12 protein-coding genes are annotated in these 14,303 nt (G+C 68.5%); 8 read left to right on the top strand and 4 right to left on the bottom strand.

Features of this window, described 5'->3' with window-relative positions; genetic code table 11:
* On the bottom strand, positions 1–881 hold an 881-nt coding region (locus ACAM49_RS19580; RefSeq protein ID WP_369636969.1), incomplete at its 3' end, for a neutral zinc metallopeptidase.
* A 120-nt stretch (positions 882–1,001) separates the two neighbouring features.
* Here ACAM49_RS19580 and aspS point away from each other — a divergent pair.
* Positions 1,002–2,795, top strand: coding sequence for an aspartate--tRNA ligase (gene aspS / locus ACAM49_RS19575; RefSeq protein ID WP_369636968.1), 1,794 nt, complete (start codon positions 1,002–1,004; stop codon positions 2,793–2,795).
* Between the two features lie 69 nt (positions 2,796–2,864).
* On the opposite strand, the gene ACAM49_RS19570 is transcribed toward aspS, so the two are convergent.
* The gene (locus ACAM49_RS19570; RefSeq protein ID WP_369636967.1) at positions 2,865–3,923 is read right to left on the bottom strand and encodes a hypothetical protein; all 1,059 of its coding nucleotides are present in this window, start codon (positions 3,921–3,923) and stop codon (positions 2,865–2,867) included.
* A gap of 195 nt (positions 3,924–4,118) precedes the next feature.
* Between ACAM49_RS19570 and ACAM49_RS19565 the strand changes: the two genes are divergently transcribed.
* From ACAM49_RS19565 to ACAM49_RS19540, 6 genes are all read left to right on the top strand, one after another.
* Positions 4,119–5,288 (top strand): phosphotransferase family protein, encoded by a 1,170-nt coding sequence (locus tag ACAM49_RS19565; protein ID WP_369636966.1) that lies wholly within the window; start codon positions 4,119–4,121, stop codon positions 5,286–5,288.
* Between the two features lie 210 nt (positions 5,289–5,498).
* Positions 5,499–6,785 (top strand): replication-associated recombination protein A, encoded by a 1,287-nt coding sequence (locus ACAM49_RS19560; RefSeq protein ID WP_369636971.1) that lies wholly within the window; start codon positions 5,499–5,501, stop codon positions 6,783–6,785.
* Between the two features lie 235 nt (positions 6,786–7,020).
* Positions 7,021–9,687 carry an alanine--tRNA ligase gene (gene alaS, locus ACAM49_RS19555; RefSeq protein ID WP_369636965.1) on the top strand — a complete coding sequence of 889 codons (2,667 nt, stop codon included), beginning with the start codon at positions 7,021–7,023 and terminating at the stop codon, positions 9,685–9,687.
* A 129-nt stretch (positions 9,688–9,816) separates the two neighbouring features.
* A complete protein-coding gene (gene ruvX, locus ACAM49_RS19550) occupies positions 9,817–10,338 on the top strand; it encodes a Holliday junction resolvase RuvX (RefSeq protein ID WP_369636964.1) in 522 nt (173 codons plus the stop codon).
* The gene (gene mltG / locus ACAM49_RS19545; RefSeq protein WP_369636963.1) at positions 10,335–11,828 is read left to right on the top strand and encodes an endolytic transglycosylase MltG; all 1,494 of its coding nucleotides are present in this window, start codon (positions 10,335–10,337) and stop codon (positions 11,826–11,828) included. The genes ruvX and mltG overlap by 4 nt, the downstream gene beginning before the upstream one ends.
* Complete coding sequence (locus ACAM49_RS19540) at positions 11,818–12,627, top strand: shikimate dehydrogenase (protein WP_369636962.1); 810 nt, start codon at positions 11,818–11,820, stop codon at positions 12,625–12,627. Before mltG ends, ACAM49_RS19540 begins: the two co-directional genes overlap by 11 nt.
* Here ACAM49_RS19540 and ACAM49_RS19535 read toward each other — a convergent pair.
* Both ACAM49_RS19535 and ACAM49_RS19530 read right to left on the bottom strand, forming a co-directional pair.
* Positions 12,616–13,077, bottom strand: coding sequence for a DUF3291 domain-containing protein (locus tag ACAM49_RS19535; RefSeq protein ID WP_369636961.1), 462 nt, complete (start codon positions 13,075–13,077; stop codon positions 12,616–12,618). The two genes, ACAM49_RS19540 and ACAM49_RS19535, sit on opposite strands and share 12 nt — an antisense overlap.
* 13 nt (positions 13,078–13,090) lie before the next feature.
* Entirely contained in the window at positions 13,091–13,708 is a 618-nt protein-coding gene (locus tag ACAM49_RS19530) for a helix-turn-helix transcriptional regulator (protein WP_369636960.1), read from the bottom strand.
* A gap of 123 nt (positions 13,709–13,831) precedes the next feature.
* Between ACAM49_RS19530 and ACAM49_RS19525 the strand changes: the two genes are divergently transcribed.
* Positions 13,832–14,299, top strand: a complete 468-nt coding sequence (locus tag ACAM49_RS19525; RefSeq protein ID WP_369636959.1) for a B-4DMT family transporter — start codon at positions 13,832–13,834, stop codon at positions 14,297–14,299.
* Positions 14,300–14,303: the final 4 nt, after the last annotated feature.

The following is a 14,303-nucleotide window of genomic DNA, read 5'->3' as shown; positions in this document are numbered from 1 at the left end:
GAGAAGGTGTCGCAGGCCTTGACCTGACCGGTTTTGTAGCCGGTGAGGAACCATTTCTGGCGTTCCTCGGAGGAGCCGTGGGTCCAGGCTTCGGGGTTGACGCGGCCGGTGGAGGCCTTTTGGATGCGGTCGTCGCCGACGGCGGAGGCGGCGGAGAGGGCGTCGCGGATGTCGTTGTCGGTCAACGGCTTCAGGAACGGGGTGTTCGAGCCGGGGGCGTTGAGCTTGTCGGCGTAGTAGGCCCAGACACCGGCGTAGCAGTCGGCCTGGAGTTCGGTGCGGACCGCGCCGGAGGTGGGGCCCTGGGGGTCGCGCTGGGCGCGGTTGATGTCGCCGAGCAGGTTCTGGATGTGGTGGCCGAACTCGTGGGCGACCACGTACTCCTGGGCGAGGGCGCCGCCGGACGAGCCGAAGCGGTCGACGAGCTCCTGGAAGAAGCTGGTGTCGAAGTAGGCGGTCTGGTCGGCGGGGCAGTAGAACGGGCCGACCGCGGAGGAGGCGCGGCCGCAGCCGGTGCTCACCGCGCCGGAGAACAGGACCAGCTTCGGCACCACGTACTTGCGGTTGGTCTGCTTGGGCAGCTCGGTGGTCCACACATTGTCGAGACTCTGCGCGGTGAGAATCACGCGGCAGTCGACGTACTTGTTGGCGTCCGCACCCGTCTTGCAGTGGTCGGGCAGCTTCGCGGTGTTCGACTGTGAATTGGAGTCCGCGCCCGTGAACTGGCCGAGAATGCTGCCCGGATCGCCGCCGAGCAGCAGGCTCGCGATCAGGGCGATGATGCCGATCGCGCCACCGCCGAGGACCAACCCGCCGCCCATACCTGGTCCGCCGCCACTCGCCCGGTTCGGGTCGATTTGCAGGCCCTCGTTGAAGGTCATGGGTATCACTCTGACACGGGCGAGTCGATATCGGTTTCCACTCGCTGAACGTGTCTCTCTACGATGGGTCTGCACCCGGTCACATCTCACTGGTGCTACGAGTCCGTCGAAAGGAATCCCGTGCTGCGCACCCACTTGGCTGGTTCGCTGCGAAGCGAGCACGCCGGTCAGACCGTCACCCTCACCGGATGGGTGGCCCGGCGGCGAGACCACGGTGGCGTGATCTTCATCGATCTGCGCGACGCTTCGGGTGTGTCCCAGGCCGTCTTCCGTGAAGGCGAGCCCGCGGAGGCAGCCCACAAGCTGCGCAACGAGTTCGTCGTGAAGGTCACCGGAGTGGTCGAGAACCGACCGGCCGGTAGCGAGAACCCGAATCTGCCGACGGGCGCCATCGAGGTCAATGTGACCGAACTCGAGGTGCTCAACGAGGCCGCGCCGCTGCCCTTCCAGCTCGACGACGAGCCCGGCGAGGAAGCCCGCCTCAAGTACCGCTACCTGGACCTGCGCCGCGAGGGCCCGGCCCACGCGATCCGCCTGCGCTCCAAGGTCAACGCCGCGGCCCGCGACGTGCTGGCCAAGCACGCCTTCGTCGAGGTCGAGACCCCGACCATGACGCGGTCGACGCCAGAAGGCGCGCGCGACTTCCTGGTTCCGGCTCGCCTGCAGCCCGGCAAGTTCTACGCCCTGCCGCAGTCGCCGCAGCTGTTCAAGCAGCTGCTCATGGTCGGCGGCATCGAGCGCTACTACCAGATCGCGCGCTGCTACCGCGACGAGGACTTCCGCGCCGACCGCCAGCCCGAGTTCACCCAGCTCGACATCGAGATGAGCTTCGTCGAGCAGGAAGACGTCATCCTGCTGGCCGAGGACATCCTGGCCGCGCTGTGGAAGCTGGTCGGCTACGAGATCCCGACCCCGATCCCGCACATGACCTACGCCGAGGCCATGCGCCGCTACGGCTCGGACAAGCCCGACCTGCGCTTCGAGGTCGAGATCACCGAGATGATGGAGTACTTCAAGGACACGGAGTTCCGCGTCTTCCAGGCTCCCTATGTCGGTGCGGTCGTCATGCCGGGCGGCGCCTCGCAGCCGCGTCGCCAGTTCGACGCCTGGCAGGAGTGGGCCAAGCAGCGCGGCGCGAAGGGCCTGGCCTACATCACCTTCCAGGAGGACGGCACCCTCGGCGGCCCGGTCGCCAAGAACCTGACCGAGGCCGAGCGCGAGGGCCTGGCCAAGCAGGTCGGCGCCAACCCGGGCGACTGCGTGTTCTTCGCCGCCGGTGACCAGAAGTCCAGCCGCGCGCTGCTGGGCGCGGCCCGGGGCGAGATCGCCCGCAAGTGCGGTCTCATCGACGAGAACGCCTGGGCCTTCGTCTGGATCGTGGACGCGCCGATGTTCGAGCCCGCCGCCGACGCCACCGCGAGCGGCGATGTGGCGCTGGGCCATTCGGCCTGGACCGCGGTGCACCACGCGTTCACCTCGCCCAAGCCCGAGCACCTGGCCACCTTCGACACCGATCCCGGTGCGGCGCTGGCCTACGCCTACGACATCGTCTGCAACGGCAACGAGATCGGCGGCGGCTCGATCCGTATCCACCGCCGCGACGTGCAGGAGCGCGTGTTCAAGGTGATGGGCATCGGCGAAGAGGAGGCCCAGGACAAGTTCGGCTTCCTGCTCGACGCCTTCTCCTTCGGCGCTCCGCCCATGGGCGGCATCGCCTTCGGCTGGGACCGCATCACCGCGCTGCTGGCCGGGGTGGATTCGATTCGCGAGGTCATCGCGTTCCCGAAGTCGGGTGGCGGCGTCGACCCGCTGACCGACGCGCCGACCCCGATCACGCTGCAGCAGCGGGCCGAGGCGGGCTTGAACGCCAAGCTCGACGCGAACGGCAACCCGGTCAAGGAAGACGGTAAGTAGGGCAAACGCCCGAAATAAGCAGTGCCCCCGGTCTCTCCGAGACCGGGGGCACTGTCGTTATCGAGCTGTTCAGACCGGCACGACCAAGCGTCCGGTCAGAGTGCGGTAGGCGTAGGTGGTGGCGATGGCGGTCACCGGTCCCGCGATCAGCAGGCCCAGACCGCAGAACAGCAGGCCGACCGCGGTGATGATCAGCACCGCCAGCGCCAGCAGCGTCACATGTAGGGCATTGGCGATCACCAGCCGCACACTGGCCTGGATGGCGGCGATCGGATTCATGTCCTGATCGATCACGAAGTGCAGCGCGAACATGCACAGCACACCCACGATCACCGCCGGGAACACGCACGCGATGGCGGCCACGAAGCAGAGCCCGAACACGATGAGCGCGGTGATGAGCACATTCCCGGCGTTCACGAAGCCGAAGAAGGCGGGGAAATCCGGTGGTGTGCCGTCGGTTTCGTAGAGCGCGCCGCGGATCATCGCCGCCTGCAGCAGCCACACCACCAGCGAAGCCACCGCGAACAGCAGGATCACCGCCGAGAGCGACTGCACCTGAACGATATTCACCAGCAGCGTGACCACCAGCCAGGCGATCAGGCCGATCAGCACCATGCCGACCCAGGGAACGGGATTGAGCCGGAAGCGATCCCAGCCGTAGGTCAGCGCGCCGCCGACGTCGAGGGTCTCGCGCGGGGCCGTCATCGGCGGCTGCTGGATCGGTTGGTTCGGCTGACCCGCGGGCGGCGGCATCGCACCCGGCGGGAATCCGCCCGGCGGAGGCGGATTGCCCGGCGGCGTCATCCCGGGTTGCTGCTGCTGCGGCGGCACGTTCTGGCCGTAGCCGGGAGGTGGCTGCGCCGCGCCCGACTGCGGGTTCAGCGGCGGCGGGGGTTCCACCGGTTCGTTGCCGTACTGCGCGGCGCCGGGTCCGTCGAACTGCGGATATCCGGCCAAACCGGGCATTTGGTGACGGCCGTGTATCGGTCCGTGCTCGGGAGTGCCGGAAGTCGGTGCGGGCTCGGGGTTTTGGTGCTGTCCGGTATGCGGCGGATGCTGCTCGCCACCCCCTGCGACCGGGCGGTCGCCGGAGGGGTCGTACGGTGCTGAGGGCGGCGTGCCAGTCATGGTCGCAAGCCTTTCACATTTCCCGGTTTACGGTGTGGCGCACAGCAAGTGACCATGAGACAACTAGACGGTCCTGGTTGTGTCAAGCAACCAGCGCCGCGTGGGCAAACCCTTCACAAAGACACGCCGTCCGACGCGCGAAAGGTTGCGCAACCGCTCGCTGAAAGTGACCTGACGGGAGTACTTTGGGTTCCGATGACCGCACTATTGGCCGAACGCGCCGCCGAAGTCGTGTCCGCGGCACAACAGTTGCTCACAAAGCGAATGGGTGCTCCGGTAAAGCTGAGCGATCCTATGGAACTCAGCGGCAGTGGTAGAACAACCGTGCTCCGCGTCCGTGTTGCGGAGAACGCCTTTTCACTACCGCGCACTCTCATAGTGAAGCAGGTTGCGGGCCCAGCGAATCAGCGACGCACCGGTGGCATGGCCCCCGGTGTCGCCAGCATCGATTCCGCATTCCTGCGCGAGGCGGTGTCCTACCAATTCACCACCGCCCTCGGCCGTGACCATCGGCCCGGCGCCTACCTACTCGGCTACAGCCTGCCCGAGCGGCTGCTCATTCTCAGCGACCTCGGCGAGAACACCTCGCTCACCGCGGTCCTGCAGTCCGGCGCGGAGCCGGCCGGGCGCAATGCGCTCATGGCTTTCGCGCAGGCACTGGGCCGCATGCACGCCGCGACCGTGGGGCGTGAGGCCGACTTCGTCGCGCTGCTGCGCCGCGTGGATGTGGTGCACCGGGTGGACGGGATCGCGCAGCAGGCCGAATCCGCGGTCGCCGAGGTGCCGCTCATGCTGCAGCGGGAGATGGGCATCGAGGTGCCCGGCGAGATCGCCGAGCGCATCGTGCGCGGCAACCGGCTGTTCTCGGCCGGACGCTATCGCGCGTTCAGCCCCTCGGACCTGTGCCCGGACAACGTCATCCTCAATGAGGAGGGCGCGCGGTTCCTCGACTACGAGTGGGGCGGCTTCCGCGACGCCACCCTCGATATCGCCTACGCCCTGGTCTCGTTCCCGGGCTGCCTGTGCGATTTCGAGCTGTCGCGCGAACGCGCCCGGCAGATGGTGGAGGCGTGGCGGTCCGAGGTGGTCGCGGTGTGGCCCGCGCTCGCCGATGACGAGGTGCTCGCCGAGCGCATCCTCGAGGCCCGGCTGATCTGGGTGTGGCTGTCGACCTACTGGTTCCTGCCCGCCGACCACGCGCGCATCGCCGCGGCCCGCGAGCACGGGCTGTCGATTCCGCGCTCGGCCGCGCTGATCAACCGGTGGGCCGCCCTCGCCGAGGACGCCCGCTGCACCGGCGACGACACGCTCGGCGATTTCGCCGAGCATGTCTCGGCCACGCTCGAAGAGCACTGGGAGGAGTAGTCCTCCGGAACCACATGGGAGGAGAGATCCTCCGCGAGGTGCGGGCCGGAATCCGAGGGTGAGATTCCGGCCCGTGCTGTGTCCGGGTGAGGTCGCGGTGTTCGAGTTCTGTCGGAGCCGCTGAGTAGGGTCGTGCACGTGAGTGATGGGCTCTTCGACGCGCCGGGCGCGCAGACCGTAGTCGACGACTACGACCGGGCGGCCGCGCGCATTCCGAGCGGGGACGACCGGTTCGCGCCCTTGGCCGTGCGCATGCGCCCGCGCAGCCTCGACGAGGTGGTCGGACAGCAGCATCTGCTCGGGCCCGGATCGCCGCTACGCCGGTTGGTCGAGGGGTCCGGTGCCGCGTCGGTGCTGCTGTACGGCCCGCCCGGCACCGGCAAGACCACCCTCGCGTCGCTGCTGTCAACGGCCACCGGGCGGCGGTTCGAGGCGCTGTCCGCACTGTCGGCGGGTGTGAAGGAGGTCCGCGCGGTCATCGAGCTGGCGCGGCGGCGGCTCACCGCGGGCGAGCAGACCGTGCTGTTCATCGATGAGGTGCACCGGTTCTCGAAGACCCAGCAGGACGCGCTGCTGGCCGCGGTCGAGAACCGGATCGTGCTGCTGGTCGCGGCGACCACGGAGAATCCGTCGTTCTCGGTGGTGTCGCCGCTGCTGTCGCGATCGCTGGTGCTGCAGTTGCAGTCGCTGTCCGAGGACGACATTCGCACGGTGCTGAAGCGCGCCATCGAGGATCCGCGCGGGCTGGCGGGGGAGTACACGGTCACCGATGAGGCGATCGATCACATCGTGCGCATCGCGGGCGGCGACGCGCGCCGCTCGCTGACCGCGCTCGAGGCCTCGGCGGAATCCTCGCTCGACGGCACCGTCGGGGTCGAGCTGGTCGAGGCCAGCGTCGACAAGGCGGCCGTGCGCTACGACCGCGCCGGGGACCAGCACTACGACGTGATCAGCGCCTTCATCAAATCCCTGCGCGGCTCCGATGTCGATGCGGCGCTGCACTATCTGGCCCGCATGATCAGCGCGGGCGAGGATCCGCGATTCATCGCCCGCCGCTTGATGATTCAGGCCAGCGAGGAAGTCGGCATGGCCGACCCCACCGCGCTACAGACCGCGGTCGCCGCCGCCCAAGTGGTGCAACTGGTCGGCATGCCCGAGGCCCAGCTGGCCCTCACCCAGGCCACCATCCACATCGCCACCGCCCCGAAGTCCGGCTCGGTGGTCAAGGGCATCGGCGCCGCCATGGCCGACATCCGCGCCGGCAAGGCGGGCGCGGTCCCCGCCCATCTACGTGACGGTCATTACGCCGGCGCGGCCGCCCTCGGCAACGCCCAGGGCTACAAATACCCCCACGACCACCCCGACGGCGTCCTCGCCCAGCAATATCCCCCCGACGAACTGGTCGGCACCGACTACTACCAGCCCACCGACCACGGCTACGAACGCGAGGTCGGCCCGCGGGTCACCAAGCTCCGCCGCATCGTCAGAGGCCGCTGAGCCCCCGCCTCGGGCCGCTCGCCCGACCCCGCCGCCTTGACTGCGGATTGAGTTCGCCGCGGGGTTATTGAGCTCAGGTGCCCGGGGGAGACCGAGGCCAGGTGCCCGACGACGCTGAGCCCGGCCTCCCCGGGATATCGAGTCGGGCCGTGCGAGGAGGGTGGGCCGCGGCGCGGGCGGGTTGCCCGGTGGTCGCGCGAAACCGCCTGGACCCGGCCCGGTAGGCTGGATACCTGTGCAGACCCACGAGATTCGACGGCGCTTCCTGGAGCATTTCGTAAAGGCCGGACACACCGAGGTGCCGAGTGCCTCGCTGATCCTGGCCGACCCCAACCTGTTGTTCGTCAACGCAGGCATGGTCCAGTTCGTGCCGTATTTCCTCGGTCAGCAGACCCCGCCCTTCAATACCGCGACCAGCGTGCAGAAGTGCGTGCGCACCGGCGATATCGAGAATGTCGGCATCACCACCCGTCACAACACCTTCTTCCAGATGGCGGGCAACTTCTCCTTCGGCGACTACTTCAAGCGCGGGGCCATGGAACTGGCCTGGTCGCTGCTGACCAAGTCCGTCGAGGACGGCGGCTACGGCTTCGATCCGGAAAAGCTCTGGGTCACCGTGTATCTCGACGATGACGAGGCCGAGCAGATCTGGCGCGAGCTCGGTGTCCCGGACTCCCGTATCCAGCGCCGCGGCATGGCCGACAACTACTGGTCCATGGGCATTCCCGGCCCGTGCGGTCCGTGCTCGGAGATCTACTTCGACCGCGGCCCCGAGTACGGCGTCGAGGGCGGACCGGAGGCCGACGAGGACCGCTACCTCGAGATCTGGAACCTCGTGTTCATGCAGAACGAGCGGGGCGCCGGTCGCGGCAAGGACGACTTCGAGATCCTGGGCCCGCTGCCCAAGAAGAACATCGACACCGGCATGGGCGTCGAGCGCGTCGCCTTCCTGCTGCAGGGCGTCGACAATGTCTACGAGACCGATCTGCTGCGCCCGATCATCAACAAGGCCGAGGAGCTGACCGGCCGCTCCTACGGTGTCGAGCAGGCCGACGATGTGCGCTTCCGCGTCATTGCCGACCACGCCCGCACCGCGGCAATGCTGATCGGCGACGGCGTCAACCCCGGCAATGACGGCCGCGGCTACGTGCTGCGCCGCCTGCTGCGCCGCATCGTGCGCTCGGCCCGCCTGCTGGGCGCGGAGAAGCCGGTGATGGGCGAGTTCATCAAGGTCGTCTCCGAGCTCATGGCCCCCTCCTACCCGGAGCTGGCCACCGACTTCAAGCGCATCGAGACCGTCGCCGTCGGTGAGGAAGCCGCGTTCCTCAAGACCCTCAACACCGGCACCAAGCTCTTCGACGAGACCGTCGACGAGGTGAAGGCCCAGGGCAGCAAGAAGATCAGCGGCTCCGACGCGTTCACCCTGCACGACACCTACGGCTTCCCCATCGACCTGACCCTGGAGATGGCCGCCGAGGCTGGACTGCAGGTCGACGAGGAGGGCTTCCGCGCCCTCATGGCCGAGCAGCGCAAGCGCGCCAAGGAGGACGCGCTCTCGCGCAAGCACGCGCACGCCGACCTCACCGTCTACAAGGAGTTCGTGGACCGCGGCGCGACCGAGTTCACCGGCTTCGACGAACTGGCCACCGAGGCAACGGTTCTCGCCCTGATCAAGGACGGCGTCCGGGTACCGGTGGCCGAGGTGGGCCAGGACGTCGAGGTCATCCTCGACCGCAGCCCGCTCTACGCCGAGTCCGGCGGCCAGATCGCCGACCGCGGATCGATCGTCTCGTCGCACGGCCTGAAGGTGAAGGTCAACGACGTGCAGAAGATCGCCAAGAAGGTGTGGGTGCACAAGGCCACCGTCGAGGCCGGTCAGCTCACCGAGGGCGATACCGTGCTGGCCCAGGTCGATCCGGCCTGGCGCAAGGGCGCCACCCAGGGCCACTCGGGCACCCACATGGTGCACGCCGCGCTGCGACAGATCCTGGGCCCCAACGCCGTTCAGGCCGGTTCGCTCAACAAGCCGGGTTACCTGCGCTTCGACTTCAACTGGCAGGGCGCGCTCTCCGAGCAGCAGAAGGCCGATATCGAGGCCGTCTCCAACGACGCGGTGGCCAACGACTTCCAGGTCAACACCTTCGTCACCGATCTGCCCTCGGCCAAGAAGATGGGCGCCATGGCGCTGTTCGGCGAGAACTACGGCGACGAGGTGCGCGTCGTGGAGATCGGCGGACCGTTCTCCATGGAGCTCTGCGGTGGCACCCACGTGCAGTCCTCGGCGCAGATCGGGCCGATCACCGTGCTCGGCGAGTCGTCGGTCGGTTCCGGTATCCGCCGCGTGGAAGCCTTCGTGGGCCTGGACTCCTACAAGTACCTGGCCAAGGAGCGCGCGCTGCTCGCCGGTGTCGCCTCCTCGCTGAAGGTGCCCTCCGATGAGGTGCCGGCGCGCGTCGAGCAGCTCGTCGAGCGTCTGAAGGTCGCCGAGAAGGAGCTCGAGCGCACCAAGATGGCCGCCGTGCTGTCGAGCGCGGGCACCTTCGCCGAGCAGGCTCAGCGCGTCGGCAAGGTGCTGCTGGTCGCGGCCGCCGCGCCCGAGGGTGTCGGCGCGGGCGATCTGCGCACCCTGGTGCAGGACATCAAGGGCCGCTTGGGTTCCGAGCCCGCCATCGTGGTGCTGCTCGGCAATGCCGACGGCAAGGTGCCGTTCGTCGCCGCGGTCACCAAGGCCGCCCAGGATCTCGGCATCAAGGCCGGGGATCTGGTGGCCTCGTTCGGGCCGTCCATCGCCGGACGCGGTGGCGGCAAGCCGGAGATGGCCCAGGGCGCGGGTACCGACCCGTCGGGCATCGAGGCGGGTCTGGCCGCGCTGCGCGCGCGGGTCGCCGAGCTCGCCGGGTAGATGTCCGCCGACGACTCCGACACACCGGGTCCCGAACACGGGACCCGGTCCACACCGGAAGCGGATCCGTCGCCGACGGATTCGCGACATTCCTCCGGATTTGCCCGGACGCCCACCGAGGCCTCCGGCGTGTCTCCGGACGGTCGCGGATTCGCCTCCGAACGACCCAGTGTCGAGCGGGATCCCGGGCGCGGCCGGCGCATCGGCATCGATGTCGGTTCGGTCCGAATCGGTGTCGCCTCCAGCGATCCCGACGGTCTGCTCGCCACGCCGGTGGAGACGGTTCCGCGCGCGAAGAAAGTCGCACCTGGGACACTGGCGTCCGATCTATCCAGAATTGCCGAGATTGTGCGGGAATACGAGGCCGTCGAAGTGATCGTCGGCCTGCCGCGCACATTGCGCGGCGAGAGCGGCTCTTCGGCTAAGCTGGCGGCCACCTTCGCGGGGCGTTTGCGGACACTGGTCGCACCGGTGCCGGTGCGACTTTCCGACGAACGTTTGACTACGGTGTCTGCTGCACGTGCGTTGCGAGACAGTGGAGTTCGCGCACGCGGGCAGCGGCAGGTGATCGATCAGGCCGCCGCCGTGTCGATCCTGCAAGGATGGTTGGACGAACGGAGTGCCCTATTGAAGCCGCGTGGTGACGCATGACCGACCGCTGGACTCGGGCCGAGGAACGCTACCGGCAGAATGCCGAACGGCGTTACCGCCGCGACGATCTGGAATGGTCCGAGGCGGACGACTACGAGGACGACACCACCGTCATCCCGCGCTACGAGGATGAGCGCTACGACGACGAGCCCTACGAGGGCGACGAGTACGACGAGCCGCCCCTCGCGCCGGAACCGCCGCGCCGCAGCGCACCCCAGCGCGCCGACCGCGTGGGCCGCCGCTCTGCCGAGCGCCCGGCCCGGGTGGGTCAGCGCGCCTCCGGCGGCAAGGGCGGACGGGGCCAACGCCCCAAGCGATCCCGCATGGCCTCGCGCAAGGCGGCCGAGCGCAAGCGCCGCCGGCGCAACCTGTTCGTCATCGCGGGCGTGTTCGCCATCCTGTTCGTCGGCGCGGTCGGCTTCGCGGGCTGGAAGTTCGTCGGCAAGCTGAACGGTCCGGCCGACTTCTCCGGTCCGCAGGGGCCGCTGGTGATCATCCAGATCAAGCCCGGCGACACCGCCACCAATATCGCGCAGACCATGGCCGACAAGGGCGTGGTGCAGAGCAGCGGCGCGTTCTACGAAGCGGCCGTGCGCAATACGAACATGAGCTCCATCCAGCCCGGCTACTACGCCGTGCCCAGCCACAGCAAGGGCGCCGAAGCGGTGACCGCGCTGTTCGCCAAGGACGCCCGGGTCGGCAATGTGGTCATCTCCGAGGGCCGCCAGCTGCACGACTCCACCGACGTCAACACCGGCGCGCGCAAGGACGGCATCTACCGCAAGATCGCCGACGCCAGCTGCGTCGGCACCGGCACCGCGGCCAAGTGCGTGACCTATGAGCAGCTGGATCAGGCGGGCGCCGGGGACCCGGTCGCGCTGGGCGTCCCGGCGTGGGCGCTGGACCGGGTGAAGACGGCGCCGGACCGCTCGCGGCAGCTCGAGGGCCTGATCGCCGGTGGCACCATGGATTTCGATCCGACGGCCAGCCCGCTGGACATCCTCAAGCAGCTGGTGACCGCGAGCGCGCGTAGTTACGAGGCCAGCGGGCTGCAGCAGTCGGGCGCGGCCAACGGCCTCTCGCCCTACGACACGTTGATCGCGGCGTCGCTGGTGGAACGGGAAGCCCTGCCGCAGGACATGTCGAAGGTGGCGCGGGTCATCGTGAACCGCCTGGCGGCCAAGCAGAAGCTGGAATTCGACTCGACCGTCAACTACAGCCTCGCCCAGACCGAGGTCGCCACCACCGACGCCGACCGGGCCAAGCAGACCCCCTGGAACACCTACGCCATGGTCGGGCTGCCCGCGACGCCGATCTCCGCGCCGTCGCTGGATGCCATGCGCGCCATGGAGAATCCGGCACCCGGGCCGTGGCTGTACTTCGTGACCGTCGACAAGCAGGGCACCACCTTGTTCACCGAGGACTACCGGGAGCATCTGCGCAATATCGAAAAGGCCAGGCAGAGTGGAATCCTCGACAGTGGGCGATAAGCGCAAGGCGGCGGTGCTCGGCAGCCCGATCTCGCATTCGCGCTCGCCGCAACTGCATCTGGCGGCCTACAAGGCGCTGGGCCTGGACTGGACCTACGAGCGCATCGAGTGCACCGGGGAGCAACTGCCCGGACTGGTCGACGGGCTCGGCCCGGAATGGGTCGGGCTGTCGGTGACCATGCCCGGCAAGGTCGCCGCGTTGGAGTACGCCGACGAGCGGACCGAGCGCGCCGAGCTGGTCGGCTCCGCGAATACCCTGGTGCGCACCGAAACCGGTTGGCGCGCCGACTGCACCGATGTGGACGGGGTGCGCGGCGCGCTGGAAGGCGCGGGCGTGAAGGAGATTTCGAGGGCCGTCGTGCTGGGCGCGGGCGGCACCGCCCGCCCGGCGCTGCTGGCTTTGTCGGATCTGGGCGCGCACACCGTCACGATCGTCGCTCGTGACCGCGGGCGCGCCGCCGACACCCTGGAATTGGCCGAGCAGCTCGGCATGTCGGCCGAGGTGCTCGGATTCGATCCGGAGGGGCTGCTGTTCGTCTGCTCCGATGTGGACGCCGTGGTCAGCACGGTGCCCGCCGAAGCGGCCGCGGCCGTGGCGGATTCGGTCGCGGTGGCGCCGGTCGTGCTCGACGCCATCTACAACCCTTGGCCGACCCCGCTCGCCGAAGCGGTTGCGCGAGCGGGCAATACGGTCGTGAGCGGCCTGGACATGCTGCTGAACCAGGCCTACGGCCAGGTCGAGCAGTTCACCGGGAAGCCCGCTCCGCGCGCGGAAATGGCCGCGGCACTACAGAACTGATTCCGGCACTTCCGGTTCGAAGGCCTGCCGGAAGGTGAAAGCGTAAGGCGTGGGCCCGTTCTCACGCAGGTGCGTCAGGCGCTCCATGGCGTCGTCGAGGGTGGGGATGGTGCCCTCCGGAATCCACCACAGCACCGTGAACACCTCGCCCAGCGGCAGGAACCACTCGCGGCGACGGCGCACGAAATCCATGTGGCCGCTGCGATAGACGTAGTCGAACAACGTCTCTCGCGATTCCCACACGCTCAGGTTCACCAGCATGTCCGGATCGCCGTCATAGGGCCGGATCGAGGTGGCGTCGTTGGACTCCTCGTCCACCATGCGCCAGACGAAGCCGGGCGAGTTGTCGGCGACGGCATTGATCTCATCGAGGTGGTCGTAGAACCCGGCGACGCGCGCATCGCCGCGTGGCGCGATCATGCGCCCGATATTGAACTGTGCGAGGTGCATGCCTCGACTATAACTAGTCATCGTTGGTTTTAGAAAAGCTTATGCAACATCTGCCCGGCGCCGGATCCATCCGCGCGGTCCAGCCCGCCGCCGCGGCCGGGCCCGCCAGCAGGGCCAGATTCATGCCGCAGACCAGCGGCGGGAAGTCCACGGCCAGCTTGTGAAAGGGGCAATTGCGCAGGCGGATGGTGTCGCCGTCGAAGTAGGGCTCGTAGCCGTGCGCGCCGAGCGCCTCGAACAGGCTGCGGCCCTCCAGCTTCGGGGCGTGCGCGGCCGCGGCCTTCTCGATCGCCTCCTCGAAACCCTGATGCTCCACCACCTCGGCGAGAACCGTTGCGACCGTGCGGTAGTCGCGTGCGGGCAGGCTGATGCTGAATTCGGCCTCGGCGCGCCGATAGAACTTGGCGGGCCGTCCCGAACCCGGCCCGGTGCGGCCCTCCGGGCGGCGGAACACCGCGTCCAGCAGTCCGGCCTCGGTGAGCTTGTCCAGATGGAAGGCCGCCAGCGGGCGCTTGATCTCCACCGCCGCGGCGGCCTCGTCCCGGCTGACGTCGTGATCCGCGGCCGCGACATAGTCGTAGAGCCGCTTGCGGATCGGGTCCTGCAGCAGGGCGACGGCTTCGATGCTCACCACGCATTTCTAGCAGCGTGTCGGGGTCGGGTGTGTCTCGCGGGCCCGCTCCGGCTAGGGTTCTGGAACAAGTTTCAGTTCATTGGGTTCGGCCGGGCGGCCGCGCAGGTTAAGGTGATCGACATGAATGCGTGGGTGTTGCGCGCCGTGGGCTTGGGGGCGCTGACCGTTGTGCTGGAGACCCTGCTCGGCTTCGGCATGATGAGCTGGCCGACCGCGGGCGCGTGGATGCGGATCCTGTGCCTGATCGTCCTGGTCGGCGCGGTCATCGCCTGGGGTGTGCTGGACGGGCGGGCCGATCGGAAGGCCAATCCCGATCCCGAGCACGGTTCCGATCTGACCATGCGCTGGCTCAAGGCCGCCCTCGCCGGTGGGCTGGGCGCGGGGCTGGTGTCGTGGCTGCTGGACTTCCTGCCCAAGTTCGATCTCGGCGACCAGGGGCTGTTCTTCAATCTCACCTCGGGCGCGGCCTGGATCGTGCTGCTGATCTTCATCCCGGGCATGCTCGGCGTGGCGCTGGGCCGCTTCCTGGTCGGGCGGGAGCAGCAGAAGCGCGCACCCGCCGCCGCCCCCGAAACCGTCAACGCCTGACATT

It is taken from the genome of Nocardia sp. JMUB6875, from assembly GCF_041154655.1.
GTDB lineage: Bacteria > Actinomycetota > Actinomycetes > Mycobacteriales > Mycobacteriaceae > Nocardia.
Note: the sequence above shows the minus strand (reverse complement) of the source record. Positions and strands in the feature narration are given on the sequence as shown.

Coding starts and splice junctions, on each gene's coding strand:
- ACAM49_RS19570 (WP_369636967.1), bottom strand. CDS start 3,923: ATGACTGGCACGCCGCCCTCAGCACCGTACGACCCCTCCGGCGACCGC.
- ACAM49_RS19565 (WP_369636966.1), top strand. CDS start 4,119: ATGACCGCACTATTGGCCGAACGCGCCGCCGAAGTCGTGTCCGCGGCA.
- mltG (WP_369636963.1), top strand. CDS start 10,335: ATGACCGACCGCTGGACTCGGGCCGAGGAACGCTACCGGCAGAATGCC.
- ACAM49_RS19535 (WP_369636961.1), bottom strand. CDS start 13,077: ATGCACCTCGCACAGTTCAATATCGGGCGCATGATCGCGCCACGCGGC.
- ACAM49_RS19525 (WP_369636959.1), top strand. CDS start 13,832: ATGAATGCGTGGGTGTTGCGCGCCGTGGGCTTGGGGGCGCTGACCGTT.